General features: G+C 71.1%; 16 protein-coding genes. 4 read left to right on the top strand and 12 right to left on the bottom strand.

The annotated features are described in order from the left end of the window. Positions 1 to 10 precede the first annotated feature (10 nt). Entirely contained in the window at positions 11 to 1,378 is a 1,368-nt protein-coding gene (locus tag ACWD1U_RS04295) for an FHA domain-containing protein (protein ID WP_451104269.1), read from the top strand. A 16-nt stretch (positions 1,379 to 1,394) separates the two neighbouring features. Here the strand turns inward: ACWD1U_RS04295 and ACWD1U_RS04290 are convergent, their stop codons facing one another. Then, positions 1,395 to 2,378 (bottom strand): methyltransferase domain-containing protein, encoded by a 984-nt coding sequence (locus ACWD1U_RS04290; protein WP_451104267.1) that lies wholly within the window; start codon positions 2,376 to 2,378, stop codon positions 1,395 to 1,397. A 59-nt stretch (positions 2,379 to 2,437) separates the two neighbouring features. Between ACWD1U_RS04290 and ACWD1U_RS04285 the strand changes: the two genes are divergently transcribed. After that, on the top strand, positions 2,438 to 2,851 hold the full coding sequence (locus ACWD1U_RS04285) for a globin (RefSeq protein ID WP_451104265.1): 414 nt from the start codon (positions 2,438 to 2,440) through the stop codon (positions 2,849 to 2,851). A 30-nt stretch (positions 2,852 to 2,881) separates the two neighbouring features. Here ACWD1U_RS04285 and ACWD1U_RS04280 read toward each other — a convergent pair whose 3' ends face one another. Genes ACWD1U_RS04280 through ettA form a run of 3 tightly spaced genes read right to left on the bottom strand, consistent with a single transcriptional unit; the run spans position 2,882 to position 5,627 of the window. Beyond that, on the bottom strand, positions 2,882 to 3,550 hold the full coding sequence (locus ACWD1U_RS04280; RefSeq protein WP_451104263.1) for a hypothetical protein: 669 nt from the start codon (positions 3,548 to 3,550) through the stop codon (positions 2,882 to 2,884). Next, positions 3,547 to 3,960, bottom strand: coding sequence for an acyl-CoA thioesterase (locus ACWD1U_RS04275; protein WP_451104262.1), 414 nt, complete (start codon positions 3,958 to 3,960; stop codon positions 3,547 to 3,549). The genes ACWD1U_RS04280 and ACWD1U_RS04275 overlap by 4 nt, the downstream gene beginning before the upstream one ends. Before the next feature lie 2 nt (positions 3,961 to 3,962). Then, the gene (gene ettA, locus ACWD1U_RS04270) at positions 3,963 to 5,627 is read right to left on the bottom strand and encodes an energy-dependent translational throttle protein EttA (RefSeq protein WP_451104260.1); all 1,665 of its coding nucleotides are present in this window, start codon (positions 5,625 to 5,627) and stop codon (positions 3,963 to 3,965) included. Positions 5,628 to 6,664: 1,037 nt separating this feature from the next. On the opposite strand from ettA, the gene ACWD1U_RS04265 reads away from it, so the two are divergent. Beyond that, entirely contained in the window at positions 6,665 to 7,246 is a 582-nt protein-coding gene (locus ACWD1U_RS04265; RefSeq protein WP_451104258.1) for a hypothetical protein, read from the top strand. 5 nt (positions 7,247 to 7,251) lie between these two features. Continuing rightward, positions 7,252 to 8,136 (top strand): SgcJ/EcaC family oxidoreductase, encoded by an 885-nt coding sequence (locus ACWD1U_RS04260; RefSeq protein WP_451104256.1) that lies wholly within the window; start codon positions 7,252 to 7,254, stop codon positions 8,134 to 8,136. Positions 8,137 to 8,274: 138 nt separating this feature from the next. On the opposite strand, the gene ACWD1U_RS04255 is transcribed toward ACWD1U_RS04260, so the two are convergent. From ACWD1U_RS04255 to ACWD1U_RS04220, 8 genes are all read right to left on the bottom strand, one after another. Beyond that, positions 8,275 to 9,525 carry an MFS transporter gene (locus ACWD1U_RS04255; RefSeq protein WP_451104254.1) on the bottom strand — a complete coding sequence of 417 codons (1,251 nt, stop codon included), beginning with the start codon at positions 9,523 to 9,525 and terminating at the stop codon, positions 8,275 to 8,277. A 479-nt stretch (positions 9,526 to 10,004) separates the two neighbouring features. Then, entirely contained in the window at positions 10,005 to 10,361 is a 357-nt protein-coding gene (locus ACWD1U_RS04250; protein WP_451104252.1) for a helix-turn-helix domain-containing protein, read from the bottom strand. 596 nt (positions 10,362 to 10,957) lie between these two features. Further along, positions 10,958 to 11,269, bottom strand: coding sequence for an SCO5918 family protein (locus ACWD1U_RS04245; RefSeq protein WP_451104250.1), 312 nt, complete (start codon positions 11,267 to 11,269; stop codon positions 10,958 to 10,960). Positions 11,270 to 11,316: 47 nt separating this feature from the next. Next, positions 11,317 to 11,601, bottom strand: coding sequence for a CBS domain-containing protein (locus tag ACWD1U_RS04240; protein ID WP_451105003.1), 285 nt, complete (start codon positions 11,599 to 11,601; stop codon positions 11,317 to 11,319). Between the two features lie 268 nt (positions 11,602 to 11,869). Continuing rightward, positions 11,870 to 13,363, bottom strand: coding sequence for a DEAD/DEAH box helicase (locus ACWD1U_RS04235; protein ID WP_451104248.1), 1,494 nt, complete (start codon positions 13,361 to 13,363; stop codon positions 11,870 to 11,872). A gap of 245 nt (positions 13,364 to 13,608) precedes the next feature. Further along, entirely contained in the window at positions 13,609 to 13,812 is a 204-nt protein-coding gene (locus ACWD1U_RS04230) for a cold-shock protein (RefSeq protein WP_028799214.1), read from the bottom strand. Positions 13,813 to 14,249: 437 nt separating this feature from the next. Next, on the bottom strand, positions 14,250 to 14,717 hold the full coding sequence (locus ACWD1U_RS04225; RefSeq protein ID WP_451104246.1) for a DUF5990 family protein: 468 nt from the start codon (positions 14,715 to 14,717) through the stop codon (positions 14,250 to 14,252). Positions 14,718 to 14,939: 222 nt separating this feature from the next. Further along, positions 14,940 to 16,349 carry a Cys-Gln thioester bond-forming surface protein gene (locus ACWD1U_RS04220; protein ID WP_451104244.1) on the bottom strand — a complete coding sequence of 470 codons (1,410 nt, stop codon included), beginning with the start codon at positions 16,347 to 16,349 and terminating at the stop codon, positions 14,940 to 14,942. Positions 16,350 to 16,413 lie beyond the last annotated feature (64 nt).

The following is a 16,413-nucleotide window of genomic DNA, read 5'->3' as shown; positions in this document are numbered from 1 at the left end:
ACGCGCCGACATGCCGACCTGCCCGAACGGACACCAGTCGGGTTCCGACGACTGGTGCGAGGTCTGCGGTCACCGCATGGCGAGTGCCGTGCCTCCGCCTCCTCCCCCGCCGCCCCCGCCCGGCGGCGGCTACGGCTTCCCGCCCCCCGCCGGCCCGGGTGGGCCCGGTGGCCAGCCGGGTGGACGCCCGCCGCACCTGTCCGCCGTGCCGAACGCCGAGCCGGAGCTCTGCCCGCAGTGCCGTACGCCGCGTGAGGGCGGCGCCCCGTTCTGCGAGGAGTGCCGGTGGAACTTCCTGACCAACACGGCGACCTCGTACACCCCCGCGGCCCCGCCTCCGTCCGGCCCGGGCGTGCGTTTCCAGCCCCCGGGCCAGCCCGGCCCGGCCGGACCGTCGTACGGCGGCGGTGACGCGTACGACTACCAGAGCTCCCGACCGTCGCAGGTGAACCGCCCGGCCGAGCCGATCCCGCCGTTCGGCGGCGACCCGTCCGGCCGGCCCGGCCCGGGCGGCTCCGGCGGCTACCCCGGCCCCGGAGGGCCTCCCGGCCCTGGTGGACCCGGCGGACCCGGCGGCCCCGGTGGTCATCCCGGCGGTCCTTCCGGTCCGCCCGGGTTCGGTGCCGACCCCTCGCGGCCGGTCCCGCCCCCGCCCGGCCCCGGCGGCCCTGGTGGACCCGGCGGCCCCGGTGGGGCTCCGCAGGCCTTCCACCAGTCCGGCCCGCCGGCCCCGCCCGGGTTCCCGCAGGAGACCCGGCGGCCTCCGCAGCAGGGCGGCCCGTCCTTCGGCGGCGGTGACGACGACTGGGTGATCTCCCCGCCGTCGTCCACCGCCCCGGGCGGCCAGGGCGGCCCGGGGGGACCCGGCGGCCCCGGTCAGGGCGGTGGCTACGGCTACCCGCAGCCCGGCGCGACCCAGGCCCCGCCCGGACCCGGCGGTTTCCCGCCGCAGCCCCAGGCGCCGCAGGGACCGGCGACGTGGACCGCGACCATCGGCCCGGACCGCGACTACTTCATGGCGATGATGCAGCGCTCCGGCCCCGAGGCCGCGGGTCTGAACCTGCCCGCGTACTCGCCCGAGCAGCAGCGCACCCTCACCGGCAACCAGCTCACGATCGGCCGCCGCCGACACTCCACCGGCGACACCCCCGACATCGACCTGTCGGTGCCCCCGGAGGACCCGGGCGTCTCGCACCAGCACGCGGTGCTGGTCCAGCAGCCGGACGGCAGCTGGGCGGTCGTCGACCAGAACTCGACGAACGGCACCACGGTCAACGGCTCGGACGAGCCGATCCAGCCGTTCGTCCCGGTACCGCTGCAGGACGGCGACCGGGTGCACGTGGGCGCTTGGACGACGATCACGATCCGCCGCGGCTGAGCCCGCAGCAGCCCCGTCAGGACGGGAGGGCCCAGACGTACGGCCCCTCCGGGTCGTCCAGCCAGGCCCACTCCCGCTCGCCGCTGACGGTGATCCCGTAGCGCTCACGCTGCGGCCTGCCCTCCTGCTCCCACAGCGCGTGCGCCTCCTCCGGGTCGAGGGTGCCGCGGGTCAGGGCCAGCAGGAAGCGGAACAGGTCGTCCTCCCTGGCCCGGCGCGGCACCCCGCCCAGCTGGAACGGCTCGCCGCCGGGCGGGCCGGCGCCGCGCAGCGGCACGAAGTAGGCGGGCGTGTGCAGGAAGCGTCCCTCCGTGTGCGAGGCGTCGGTCACCGTGAGCACGATCAGGCCGGTGGCGAGCGGCAGGAGGATCCGGCCGCCGGGGCGGCTCTGGGCGAGCCAGGCACGCGGCACGGTGCTCAGGGCACAGGTGGCGATGATCCGGTCGAAGGGGGCGCGCTCCGGCACGCCCCGGGCGCCGTCACCGGTGACGACGACCGGGTGGTACCCGGCCGCGGCCAGGTGCCGGCGGGCCGACTCGGTGATCTCCGGGTCGAGGTCGACGCTGGTGACCTTGTCGTCGCCGAGCCGGTGGCACAGCAGCGCGGCGTTGTAGCCGGTGCCCGCGCCGATCTCCAGGACCGTGTGCCCGTCCTCCACCTCCAGCGCGGCCAGCATGTCCGCCATCAGCGAGGGTTGGCTGCTGGAGGACAGCAGCTCGCCGTCCCGCAGCCGGGTGGCCAGCGGGGTGTCCTCGTAGGCGCCCCGCAGCCACCGCTCCCGCGCGCCGGGGTCGGGGCTCTCGCCCCAGCGGCGTTCGTAGCCGCCGACGACGCCGACGTAGTAGTACGGCACGAAGAGGTGACGCGGGACCGCCGCGAAGGCCTCCCGCCATGCCGGGTCGGCGGCCCAGGCCCCGCTCGCCTCGATCCGCCGCACCAGCTCCGCCCGCGCGGTGGCGCCGAGGTCGTCGAGTTCCCTGCCGGGTGCGTGCCCGCCCATGTCTCCACAGTAAGCGGCGAGTCCTAGGTCTTGAGTCCTATGCCGGGGTGTCTGAGACCATGGATCGCGTGAAAGAGATTCGGCGCGGCACGCTTCAGGAGCAGACCTTCTACGAGCAGGTCGGCGGGGAGGAGACCTTCCGTCGGCTCGTCCACCGTTTCTACGAGGGAGTCGCCGAGGACCCGCTGCTGCGGCCCATGTACCCCGAGGAGGACCTGGGCCCCGCCGAGGAACGCCTCGTGCTGTTCCTCATCCAGTACTGGGGCGGTCCCACGACGTACAGCGACAACCGCGGCCATCCGCGCCTGCGGATGCGGCACGCGCCCTTCACGGTCGACCGTGCGGCGCACGACGCGTGGCTGAAGCACATGCGGGTCGCCGTCGAGGAACTCGGACTGTCCGAGGAGCACGAGCACACGCTGTGGAAGTACCTGACGTACGCGGCGGCCTCGATGGTGAACACCCCGGGCTGACGCCTCCGGGCGCCGCGGTCGGGGGCATGGTCAGCGGACGCTGACGTCCAGCGCCCCGAGCCCGGCTCGCCGTACGGCGACCGACCCGTACGGCGTGCGCAGCCGCAGCCACGCGCCCGACGAGAACAGCCCAAGCTGGGCCCCGGGCCGCAGGAAGCCGAGGGACTGCGCCGCGTGCACGGCCCGGACGGGGAGCCGGGTGTCCCCGACCGCCCGGGACCAGATGTCCTGCCCGATCCGGTCCAGCTCGGCCCGGGTGCGCCGCTCGGACGGCAACTCCCGCGTACGGGACCGGAACTCGGCGACCGCGGCGGCCACCAGGGACCGCAGCGCGTCGGGCGCCGGCAGCCCCGGCTCGGCCCGCCAGCCGCTGCGCGGGGGCAGCACACCCGCCCATGGCGGCCCGGTCACGGCCTCCGGCACGACGACCGTGCCGGCCTTCTCGTCCACCGACTCGAGGAACTCACCGGCGGACACGGTCACGTCCAGGGTGCCCTCGAGCCCCTTCTCGTACGGCTTCGCCAGCCGCACCGCCCGCACGGCCAGCACCTCGAAGGACGGCGGCCGCCCGAACACGGCGAGCGCGGTGCCCGCGGCCTGAAGGCGTACCGCGGCCCCGCGGTCGTAGTGGAGCAGCCGGGAGAGGAAGGCCGCGAGATCCGCCGCCTCCCCCTCGTCGGCAAGGTGGAGGACCGTCATGCGGCGACGGCCTCCTCCTCGTCGTCGTCCATGTACTCACGGAGGAACTCGCGCTCCTCCTCGGTGATCCGGCGCGGGCGCTGCGCCTCGAAGTCGAACGGCACGATCACCGTCGAGGCCCGCACATAGACCTGGTCGCCGTCCTTCACCTCGTAGGTGAGGGTGAACGACGCGGCCCTGATCTCGGTGACCCACAGCTCGATGTCCACCGGGTGGTGCCGGTGCACGAGCTGCCGCTTGTAGTCGATCTCATGGCGTGCCACCACGGACCCCTGCTTGAAGTCCTTCTCCGGGCGGAACAGGAAGTCGATACGGGCCTCCTCCAGGTAGCGGAGGAACACCACGTTGTTGACGTGGCCGTACGCGTCCATGTCCGCCCAGCGCAGCGGGCAGCGGTAGATGTGCCGCAAGATCAGCCCCGGGTCAGCTTCTTGTAGGTGGCGCGGTGCGGACGGGCGGCGTCCGGGCCGAGCCGCTCGATCTTGTTCTTCTCGTACGACTCGAAGTTGCCCTCGAACCAGAACCACTTGGACTCGCCCTCGTAGGCGAGGATGTGCGTGGCCACCCGGTCGAGGAACCAGCGGTCGTGGGAGACGACCACGGCCGCACCCGGGAACTCCAGCAGCGCGTTCTCCAGGCTGCTGAGGGTCTCGACGTCGAGGTCGTTCGTCGGCTCGTCGAGGAGCAGCAGGTTGCCGCCCTGCTTGAGGGTGAGCGCGAGGTTGAGCCGGTTGCGCTCACCGCCGGAGAGCACACCGGCCGGCTTCTGCTGATCCGGTCCCTTGAACCCGAAAGCGGAGACGTAGGCACGCGACGGCATCTCGACCTGGCCCACGTTGATGTAGTCCAGCTCGTCGGAGACGACAGCCCACAGGGACTTCTTCGGGTCGATGTTCTCGCGGCTCTGGTCGACGTAGGAGATCTTGACGGTGTCGCCGACCTTGATGGCGCCGGAGTCCGGCGTCTCGATGCCCTGGATCATCTTGAACAGGGTGGTCTTGCCGGCACCGTTCGGGCCGATGACACCGACGATCCCGTTCCGCGGCAGCGTGAAGCTGAGATCGTCGATGAGGACCTTGTCGCCGAAGGCCTTGGTGATGCCGTTGACCTCGACGACGACATTGCCGAGCCGCGGCCCCGGCGGGATCTGGATCTCCTCGAAGTCCAGCTTCCGCATCTTGTCGGCCTCGGCGGCCATCTCCTCGTAGCGGGCCAGACGCGCCTTGGACTTGGCCTGCCGCCCCTTGGCGTTGGAGCGCACCCACTCCAGCTCTTCCTTGAGGCGCTTCTGCCGCTTGGCGTCCTTCTGGCCCTCGACCTTGAGGCGGGCGGCCTTGGTCTCCAGGTACTTGGAGTAGTTGCCCTCGTAGGGGTAGAGGCGACCGCGGTCGACCTCGCAGATCCACTGGGCGACGTTGTCGAGGAAGTACCGGTCGTGGGTGACCGCGACGACGGTGCCGGGGTACTTGGCCAGGTGCTGCTCCAGCCAGTTCACCGACTCGGCGTCGAGGTGGTTGGTGGGCTCGTCGAGGAGCAGCAGGTCGGGCTGCTCGAGCAGGAGCTTGCACAGCGCGACGCGGCGGCGCTCACCGCCGGACAGGTTGGTGACCGGCCAGTCGCCGGGCGGGCAGCCCAGGGCGTCCATGGCCTGCTCCAGCTGGGCGTCCAGGTCCCACGCGTTGGCGTGGTCGAGGTCCTCCTGGAGCTTGCCCATCTCGTTCATGAGCTCGTCGGTGTAGTCGGTCGCCATCTGCTCGGCGATCTCGTTGAACCGGTCGAGCTTGCCCTTGATCCCGGCGACACCCTCCTGGACGTTCTCCAGGACGGTCTTGTCCTCGGTCAGCGGCGGCTCCTGGAGCAGGATGCCGACCGTGTAGCCGGGGGTGAGGAAGGCGTCACCGTTGGACGGCTGCTCGATCCCGGCCATGATCTTCAGGATCGTCGACTTTCCGGCGCCGTTCGGGCCGACGACGCCGATCTTCGCTCCCGGAAGGAAGCTCGTCGTCACGTCGTCGAGGATCACCTTGTCGCCGTGCGCTTTGCGCGCCTTGCGCATGGTGTAAATGAACTCAGCCAAGAGAAACCGTCCGGCAGCTTGAAACTGGCAGTGGGCAGATACACCCCATCTTGCCGTACCGCCACCCCTGGGTGGAAACGCGTCTGACGCGGGGGCTGTGACCTGGGGCTTCGTGATGGGCGACTGAGACTCGCCTGTCACTGCCGGTCGCCGTCGGTCGGCCTCGGGCGCCCTCGCACGGCCCAGCGACGGCCCAGGGGTGATCACTCGGCAGCCACGAGCCGGCCACGATGTCCGCTGTCTGCACGGGTCGCCCCTGATCGCTGTGGTCCGTCCGCCGGATGTGCGTGACGAGTGCCGGGGTGGCTCGCGCGCCGACGCCGAACGACCCGGACCCGCTGCCGGGACCCGGCGAAGGACGTGCCGGAACCGGCGCGCCCCCCAGCACACCCGGTGCAACGGCGGCGCTCGTGCGGTCGTCGGCTCCCCACCTTCGTCTTGCCGACACAGCTCGTCCTCCGATGAGCAGTACTTCTGCGTGATCCATCGGGCAGCGTGCCGGCGGGCGACCACCTCACGCGATCCGATATCGATCCGGTCGTCCTTGTACAGCCCACGGCCCTGCCGGTGTCGGCATGGCCGATCAGACACACAGCGCCTTCCTCACCCACGCCGGACAGGCTGTCGACGCCGGCTGACCGGCACCGCCGGGGCGACGCGAGCAAGGCCCAGGTCAATCGCCCGCTGCTTTCGCTTATCCCATGGGGGCGGCGTCCCACCGAGGCGGAACACGGCACCCCCACGTCGTCGCGCACTTGACGCTCATCACCCTCGACGTGGCGAACCGTCCGGCCGCAAGTTCCTATCAAGCCGTAGGGAAATCCCCACAGTTCACGGCAGTCCACCTGCGATTGTGAACTCTCAAGTAGCGTCTCCGGACACTCCGCTCCAACGGCCTCCCCACCCCCCATTTCGACGGAGACCACCCCATGTCCGCTGTGACGAACGCATCCGGGTCCGGTTCGCCGGGCGACCGATGCGGCTCGGCCGGCTGTTCCGCAGCCGGTCGCACCATCCCCCCTCCTCCCACCGTCCTGATGGACGACGAGGCACTCGCGGACTTCCTCGCCGTGGCTGCCGCTGAGTACCAGCTCATCACCCCCGAGGCCCCGTTGCCCTGTTTCGCGCTGTTGCTCGGCAGCGTGGAGGCGACGACCTACCACGTGCGGCGCATCGCCTTCGGCCGTAACGCCCGCACCAGTGACCCGGCGGCCCGACAGGAGTTCCGCGAGGCGATCGTGCCGAAGTTCGGGCCGGCCTACGAAAACGAGCACCGCGGCTGGTGGATGGACTCCCGCGACCTCCTCCGGGCGTCCCGCGAGGCGCAGGCCCTGGGGATGGACCTGCTCGGCTCCATCCACATGCACCCCGACTGGCACCGCCTGGGCCCGCCGTCGGAACGTGGCCAGATGCTCAGCGAGCGCCCGACTCCCATGGACCGTCATCTCTTCGCCCGGACCGGGTGGCCCCTCAACATCATCTGTTACCTGGAGCGCCGGGACGGCGAGTTCTACCACGCCCTGGGCGCCTGGGCCCCGCCTCCCCAGCATGCCGCCGAGGGTGCCGAGTGCCCCGAGGTCGACCTGCGCATCCGTACGAGTTCCCTGATGAAGGCGTGAGAACAATGCAGCAGCCCGAAGGAACGAACGCCCCCGCCCAGGACGGCACCGGGGACGACACGCATGACGGCACGCGGGCGATCCGCGCCCTGTGGGCCGAGATGGCCCGCGGCTGGGCGGCAGGTGACGCCGAGCTCTTCGCCGCGAGCTTCGCGGAGGACTGCGACTTCACGACCGTACGAGGCGACAAGCCACTCGGCCGGACCGGCATCGCGGCCGGGCACGACGCCCTCTTCCACGGGCCGTACGCCGGGACCGTCCTCGACGTACGCGTCGTGGCGGTCCGATTCCTCCGGACCGACCTGGCCACGGTGGAGGCGGAGTCGACCGTCACCGCCCCGGACGGACAGCCGCTGACCACCACACACGCGTTGGCCGTCGTGGAACGGACAGCGGAGGGCCACTGGTTGATCAGCGCGTTCCACAACATGATCCCCGCGCCCCGCCCGGCGCAGCAGGCCCCCGATTCGAAGGACTCCACCGCGGCCGAACCCACTGCCGCCCGGCCCAGGCTCCGCCACCTGGCCATCGTGGCTCGCGACCCGGAGAAACTGGCCGAGTTCTACTCCTCGGTCTTCGCGATGGAACTCTTCCACCGCGATCCGGACGGCAGTCGCTTCCTCTCCGACGGCTACCTCTCCCTCGCGCTGATCAAGCATCAGCTCGACGGCGATACGCCGGTCGGCTTCAACCACTTCGGATTCCACATCGAGGACACGGCCGCCACCACCGAGGCCCTGTTGGCGGCCGGCACTCCCAAGCCGGCCGAACGCTTCACCAACCGCCCCTTCGCCGAGTACCGGGCCATGGATCCGGAGGGCAACTGGTTCGACCTCTCGGAACACGGCTTCGGAGGCCCGCGCCCGCCGTCCGGCCCCACGGCGTCCTGAACTCCGGGCATTCGCTCCGCAGGACCGGGCGTCAACGCGACAGCCGTAGCTGTGCACAGGTACTGGAAAGCGTGAGTGGCGCGCCGAGTGATCTCAGCGGACGGCACAACACCCGGGTGGAGCCGGCGGCCCGCGCGGCTAAAGGCGCGCCACCGTCTCCTCCCCCACGTCCGTCGCGGTACCGCCCCCACCCGGCTTCCGACGCGCCCTGGCCCCACGCAGCGCCAGGGCGGCCGCGGCAGCCATGCCCACCACCGCGATGCCCGCGCCTGACAGGCGCAACGCGCCGACCGCGCCGAGGCCGGCCACCAGCGGTCCTCCGAGCGCGGTGCCCAGGGGCACCGACAGCACCCGGACCGCGGAGCTCGCCACCAGGGCCTGTGGCAGCAGCGCGCTGGGCGCGGAGCGCTGGAAGAGAGTGGTCGACAGCGACGAGTACGGAGGCCAGAGCAGTCCGGCGGCCCCGAAACAGACGACCGACACGGCCGTCGGGGCACCGAGGCCCAGCGGAAGCATGAGCCCACCGAAGATGATGACGATGCCGACCGTCGTGGGCCACAGCCGCAAGCGGTTGAGGAAGCCGGTGAGCACCGACCCCAGCACCGCACCGATGCCGAAGGCCGTGTAGAACGCCGCCAGGACACCGGCCGAGGTGCCGAGGTCGTCCGAGACGTGCAGCGGAAGCGCCACGTACACGGGGCCGAAGAGGAAGAAGAAGGCGCAACTCAGAGCGAGAAGCCCGGACAGCGCGGGGATGCGCCGGATCACGGCGAAGCCGGCCGCCCGCGAGGCCGGGTCCTCGTCGGGTTCCGGAACGCCGCCCTCGGGCACGGCGAACAGGAACGTGACCGCCAGCACCAGGAAGGTCGCCGCATCCACGGCCAGCACCGTCGCCGGGCCACCGAAGACGATGAGAAGCGAGGCCAGCGGCGGCCCCAGCACGGTGGCGACGGACCCCACGCCGGAGAGTACGGCGTTCCCCGCCAGGTGCTGGTGCTCCGGCAGCACTCTGGCGATCATCGTGTAGATGCCCGCCTGTCCCCAGGAGTGCAGCACGGAAGAGAGCGCCAGCAGGGCGACGTACCCCTGGATACCGAGAACACCGAAGGCGTGCAGCACAGGGATGGCACCCAGCATGCCCGCCCGCAGCGCCGCGTCCCAGCCGGCCAGCTGGGTGGGCCTGCGGTGGCGCAGGAGCCGCCCGAGCAGCAGCGCGCCCGCCGCGCCGGAAAGTGTGTAGGCGGCCGCCGCCAGCGCCACCCAGACGCCCCGGTTCGCCGCCGGCGCCAGCTCGATCGCCAGCCAGCTCACTGCCACCACAGCCATGCCGTCACCCAGCGAAGAGATCCCGAATCCGGGAAGCACCCGCCGCAGCGTCCTGTGACTCATCACCGGCCAGTACGGCGAAGATCGCAACATCCGAGTCAGGGCCAGGCCCACGGGGGGGTACCTCCGTTGCAGCAACGCATCGACGGTTACGACCCTCTCTCAGGAGTGCGGCGCACAGATGTGTCTTCTCTCTCGGCGGAAACTCCGCGACCAGGGGGAACAAGGCGCCGTGTTCTGAGGCTCGCTGCGAGGCCGACCTGCGACGGAAGTCTCGGGCAGTTCGATCCCGTCAAGGGGACCCCATGCCGTGCTGCGGCCCTTCCCGGCGAACACGCCGGGTCTCTTGCCGTTTGCTGTGCTCCACAAACCCGCGATCACTTTGACGCGTTCGCGGAAAATGCGCCTGACAGAGGGGGCTCTGACCTAAGGTTTCGCGGCCGGGTGGCTGAGATCGGCTGTCAGTGCCAGCCGTCGCCGGGCGGCCTCGGGCAGGCTCGTACGGCCCGGGAGGGCCTGCGGGCGTGGCCCGCGCCACGTGCTCAGCGGGAATCGGAGACGGAACTGTCGGGCGCCGCGTGCCCGGCACGGCGGCGGTACTCGGCGTTGATGCGCTGAGCCTCCTCGAGCTGGTCCTCGAGGATGACGATGCGGCAGGCAGCCTCGATCGGGGTGCCCCGGTCGACGAGCTCGCGGGCGCGCGCCGCGACCCGCAACTGGTAGCGGGAGTACCGGCGGTGTCCGCCCTCCGAGCGCAACGGAGTGATCAGACGGGCCTCACCGATGGCTCGGAGGAAGGCCGGGGTGGTGCCGAGCATCTCGGCGGCCCGCCCCATCGTGTAGGCGGGGTAGTCGTCGTCGTCCAGACGATCACTGAGGGGGGTATCTGCTGCTGTCATGTCACCTCGATGTACAACGCGTCGAGGGGCCCTGGTGCCGTACGGCACCAGGGCCCCGAAGGAAATTCAACACCATCTGTCGGCCCTAATGCTGCGCCGACCTTCTGCTTCCGCTACCAGCCCTGCTGAAGGGGGGTGCGGGGATCGCGGCTGCGTGACCGGGGACCACCTTCCAATCCGGGGTCTTGCGGTACCCGGCCGGTACTTCGCGGGCCGGGCGATCCTGATGGCGTCTGCTCCTCCGTCCTTCCTCTGAACCAACCACTTCGTGAACTGGTACTGCGGTACTGCTCTCCACCCCGGCAGTTCGTGTCTGCCGGGCTCACTTGACCCTTGTCTACGAGAAAGAGAGTAACCGCACCGGATCCGAATGTCTACTCTGGCAAGAGTAGATTTTCAGATCCCTGGGGGCACGGATGCCTGTGGTGGTCTGCGGCAGGCCACCGGGGTCGCGCGCGGGACGGCGGCGGGTGGGTGCTGGCCCCGGGAAGCCCCCGGCGGGCGGAGAAGGGGGCGACAAGACAGCGGTGAGGGCCCTGCCGACGCGCGTCGGCAGGGCCCTCACCGGGATCATGGTGGCGGTTTCCCGCCCTCCCTCAGATGTCCAGGGCTGGAGCGCCGAGCAGTGCCGACGCGGTCTGGACCGGAGTGAGGTCGCGCGCGGGCGCGGCCCTGAGGTGGTCGTGGCAGGTGAAGCCGAGGCGGGTCATGGCCCGGACGACTTCGCCGCTGGTGAAGTCACGGCGGTCCTGCCGGGTGATGACCTGGCCCACCTGCTTGGCGGGGTAGCGACGGCGGCCGATGGTCACGGACTCACCCGTCACGAGCTCGGGCTTGACGCCCTTCATCAGGGCCAGCACTCCGGTCTTGGTCAGGTCGAACGGGTACCGGGCGATGACACAGCGCATGATGCCCCCACAGGGAGAAGGAGAACGGACTGATCGGGCGAGCCGGATCAGCGGGAGAGGGCGAGGACGCCCGGGGCCCGGCGGTACTCCCCGGCGGCGACGGGCCGTGGGGCGGGCGAGGTGAACGGTCCGTCGAGGACGTCCCGCAGACGCATCCGGTCCGTGTACGTGGAACTGCCGCGGTGCACGGCGAGTTCGGTCCGGGTGATCGAGCCCGTGCACTGGTCGTCCCCGTCGCACAGGAGGAGGTACTCGACACGGGCACCGTCCATGACGGACAGGGCGACCTCGACGGTCATGTCGTCCCGCACCCGGGGGCCGGACGCGTCCATGTCGTCGACCACGGTCGCAGGGCAGGGATCCGCTTGCGGTCGTTCCGTCCGAACCGGTGTCAAAGGTGCCTCCTCGGAGATGGGTGAGCTGCTGGTCGATGCCCTTAGGGGCGCTTGCACCATGCCCGCCCGGGTCGCGCGGCCTGGCACCGCGCCTCGCAAGGCGCCGAAGCGCCCAGGTAGCTCCGCTACCAGGACACTCCGGCGCCTTGCGAGGCGCGGCACCGGACCACGCGACCTGATCGGACGCTCACAGTGCAAGGACCCCTCAGGCCGTCGGGTCGAAGGCGGACCGCTGCGGCCTGCGCCGCCCCGCCCGTCCGGCGGTGCGCCCCTGGGCGGCACGGTCCTGGCGGCCCCGGGACGAGGGAGCACCGGAAGACGCGGCGCGGCGGGGACGGGGCACGGCCGGCGCGGTGATGACGACAGGGACGCCGGAAGGGACCTGGGCGCCCGTGATGCGGCTCAGTTCCTCCTCACCCGAACGCACCACGGTGATCCGGGGGGTGATGGCGGCCGATGCCATCAGCCGGGTCATGCTGCGGCGCTGGCCGGGTGTCACGAGGGTGACGACGCTGCCGGACTCGCCGGCGCGGGCGGTACGGCCGCCGCGGTGCAGGTAGTCCTTGTGGTCGCCCGGCGGGTCCACGTTGACGACCAGGTCGAGGTTGTCGACGTGGATGCCGCGGGCCGCGACGTTGGTCGCCACCAGTACCGTCACGTGTCCGGTCTTGAACTGGGCGAGGGTCCGCGTGCGCTGCGGCTGGGACTTGCCACCGTGCAGAGCCGCCGCGCGGACGCCGCTGTTCAGCAGGTGCTCGGTGAGCCGGTCCACGGCGTGCTTGGTGTCCAGGAACATGATCACCCGGCCGTCGCGTGCCGCGATCTCGGTGGTCGTCCGGTGCTTGTCCGCTTCGTGCACGTGGAGCACGTGATGCTCCATCGTGGTGACGGCGCCCGCCGAGGGGTCGACCGAGTGGACCACCGGGTCGGCCAGGTAACGGCGGACCAGCAGGTCGACGTTGCGGTCCAGGGTCGCCGAGAAGAGCATCCGCTGCCCTTCGGGACGCACCTGGTCGAGTAGAGCGGTGACCTGGGGCATGAAGCCCATGTCGGCCATCTGGTCGGCCTCGTCGAGGACGGTGATGCCGACGTCGTCCAGCCGGCAGTCGCCGCGGTCGATGAGGTCCTTGAGCCGTCCCGGCGTCGCCACGACGATCTCCGCCCCGGCCCGCAGCGCACCCGTCTGCCTGCCGATCGACATGCCGCCGACCACGGTCGCCAGCCGCAGCCGCACGGAGCGGGCGTAGGGGGTGAGCGCGTCGGTCACCTGCTGGGCCAGTTCGCGGGTGGGGACGAGGACCAGCGCGAGCGGCCTGCGGGGCTCCGCGCGTCGGCCCGCCGTTCGGGCCAGCACCGCCAGGCCGAAGGCGAGGGTCTTGCCCGACCCGGTACGGCCGCGGCCGAGCACGTCACGCCCGGCGAGGGAGTTCGGCAGGGTCGCCCCCTGGATGGGGAACGGTGCGGTCAAGCCCTCGCGGCCGAGCGCGGTCAGCAACGGTGCCGGCAGGGCGAGATCGGCGAACGACTCGACGGCGGGCAGGGCGGGCGTGACCGTCACCGGCAGCGCGAACTCGCCCTGGGGCGGCGCCTGTCGGCGTCCATAGCCGGCGGAACGCCGCGGAGCTCCCGAGCGCTGGGCGGCGGAGCCCCGGGAGCGGTCGTAGGTGCGGGTCGCGCGGGTGGTGCGTGCGTGGTTCAAGCGGAACCTTCCTCGATGTGGCACGTAGGCGCGTAGCAAGGAAATTCCGCAGCAAAGTGAACGGCGCAGAGAATCGCGAGAACGAGCCGGAGATTGATGGGCGCCGAGTCGTCGGATCGACGGGGAATGCGTCACCGTTCGGTGTCGCGCTGAGGTCTTCCCGTCATGCGCCCTGAAATGCAGCGAGCTGGGGCCCGCACCCCAAGGTGCGGGCCCCAGCTGCGAAGTATGCGTTGCTGCCTGGGTCAGGCGGGAACGATGTTCTCGGCCGTCGGGCCCTTCTGGCCCTGCGCGATGTCGAACGACACCTTCTGACCCTCCAGCAGCTCGCGGAAGCCCTGGGTGGCGATGTTCGAGTAGTGGGCGAAGACGTCGGCGCCGCCGCCGTCCTGCTCGATGAAGCCGAAGCCCTTTTCCGCGTTGAACCACTTCACGGTGCCAGTAGCCATGTCATTTCTCCTTCGGAGACGATGTTCGGAATCCGCCCTGTGCGGACTCCGCGTCGCCGTGTTGATTAACCGTCGGAAAATGAACCTTCTGGCAACCACACCTGCAACTGAGATCGACATTAGCACGGGGTGATCGGACCTGCGGGGTCAGCAATTTCCGGTCTCATCGACGATCGAGGAATACTCGCCGCGCGCCGCACCTAATTCTCACTTCGCGGCAACAGATATTGATCCGCGCGGACGCAGTGTTCCCGCCGACTGGTTCCGGCCACAGCGCCATGACCTCCGTCGATGAGCCGTGCACCGCCGTCATCGCCCTCGACGGCCGGGATGACGGCACAGGCGTCGAAGGCCCTCATGCGCGATGTAGGTCACATCCACCGAACGGCGGCGCGTCACCTTCGAACCGCGTCGGCGAGGAACGGCGTGCGACGTCTCTAGCCGGCGCGTTCCGCGGTCCAGGTGATGCGTGGGGGCTCGACGCGTGCGCACAGGGGCCCGCCTTGCTCGTCGGTCAGGCCGAGGCGCCCGACCAGCAGCCCGTCGCGCGCCGCTGCGGCGAGTACGCCGACGGGGATGACGTCGAGCATGAGCTTGGTCCGGCGGAACATCGTGAAGATGCCCGACTCGTCCACCGTGCACCACGACAGGTAGATGAACCGGCGCCCCAGACGGTTCTGCACGTAGGGGCCTTTGACCTCGATGCCGGCCGGTGAGTCGCTCGCGGTGCACTCCAGCGTCCATGTCGCGGACGGCGCGTCGCCGGGCTGTGGTTCGAGGAGCTCGCCGGGACGGTCGCGGCGTTGCACGGCGACGTGGAGGTTGCAGTACGCGGGAACTCTGCCGTCGGCGGAGGCGGGCCGGGTGAGGCCGGGCAGGTTGACGGCGTCGATGCGGATGCGCATGACGCCCATCATCCCGCCACCGCGTCCCACGCTGTCGCCGCCCTGCTGGTCACCAGCGGGTTGTGCTGCTCAAGGGTGCCTGGCCGCCGGAACCTGACCCGCTGCGCGCGGTGTCGACGACCGGCGGAACGCGGTCACGGGCGCCGAGTCGGCCACTCGAATCCTCACTGCCCCGATCCGTAGCGCCCCAGTGCCCCAGCGCCTCAGAGGCATGCGGCCCTGTCAGTCACCCACCGTCGTCTCCCGGCGCCGCAGCACGATCAGTGTCGCTCCGCCGATGACCACCAGTCCGATGGCGACGCCCACGATCACAGGCGTGACGGCCGAGCTGCCCGTTTCGGCGAGGTTGGTGTCGGAGGCCGCGCCTGCCACCGTCGCCGGGGACGGTTCACTGAGGGTCTGGGTGGTCGTGCCTGCCGCGCTGCCCCGGAGCCGGCAGTCCAGCATTCCGGTGAAGCGCTTCTCGAAGCCGCCGGGGCCGTTGATCGTGAAGTCGTAGGCCTGGTCCTCCTGGAGCGGGACCGTGATCGTGCGGGACTCGCCCGGGGCGATGGTGTGCTCGAGGCCGACCAGTTCGAAGGTGAACGGCTCGTCGCCCTTGTTGGACGCGAGGACGTCGACGCCGCCCTCGGCGCAGTTCTTCGCCGCCGACAGCGCCGGGACCGGGCCCTCCTTCGCCCAGGTCGCCCCGGCCGTCGCCGATACCGTCGATTCGCTGGACCCGGCCAGGATCTGCGTCTGGCTGCGGCTCTCGGAGGCGAAGGCACGGCCGACGGGGACGGTGGTCGAGGCCTGCACGGTCAGGTCGGCCGAGCCGGCCGCCGCGCCCTCGGGCACCTCGAAGAACACCTGCCCGCCGTCGGACGTGGAGGTGACGGGCTTGCCCTGCCCGTCGACGATCCGCACCCCGCTCGTGGCGGCGTCCGCCGGCGGGGTCACCGTCGCGCCGCCGGCGTTGGTGCGCACCGTCACCGGCCCGAGCCGCTCGCCCGGCCGCCCGGAGACCGCCGGCGGGTCGAGGGTGAGCGAGGCGGGGGGCTCGGGCAGGTTCCGGGCGCTCTTCTGCAGGTAGTCCGCGAGCTGCTCGGCCTGCGGGTCGAGCGCGTCGACGGAGGCGTCGTCCGAGTAGCGCCAGATCGCCACCTGGGTGCCGGCCGCCGCGTCCTGCTCGGTCAGTGCGCCGCGCACACCTGCCTTACGGGCCAGTGCCGCGAGGTCGTTCACCTGCGGGTAGGAGTTCTGCAGGATCCAGCGGATCCTGCCGGCATCCTTGTCGGCACCGAGGGACGTGCCGCTCCAAGGTGTCTCGTGGTACTTGGCGTCCCGCTGCGTGGGGTTGTGCAGGTCCACGCAGTACGTCTGCAGCATGCCGCCGCCCTCGACGGACATCTCGAACAGGCCCGCCGAGATCTCCTGGTCGCCGGTGCCGGCGTGTATCACCGCCGCGCCGAACGTCTTGAGGCCGCTTATCGTCGCGGTCGCTCCGCCCTGGCCCTGCGTCGTCTCGTCGGCGGCCGCCCGGCCGGCACCCGCCAGCCCGCCCGCGGTGACCATCCCGGACACCAGTGTCGCGGCGACCAGGCGGACCGTCCCTCGCCTGCGTACGAACAGCTCAGAGAACGAAGCAAACACAGAATTCCCCTTCGAGCAGGACCGGTTGACGTGGGGGGACGGTCCCACCAGCAGAATCAGAAGC

The organism is Streptomyces sp. NPDC002788 (genome assembly GCF_053592115.1).
This window is presented reverse-complemented; position numbering and strand designations above follow the sequence as displayed.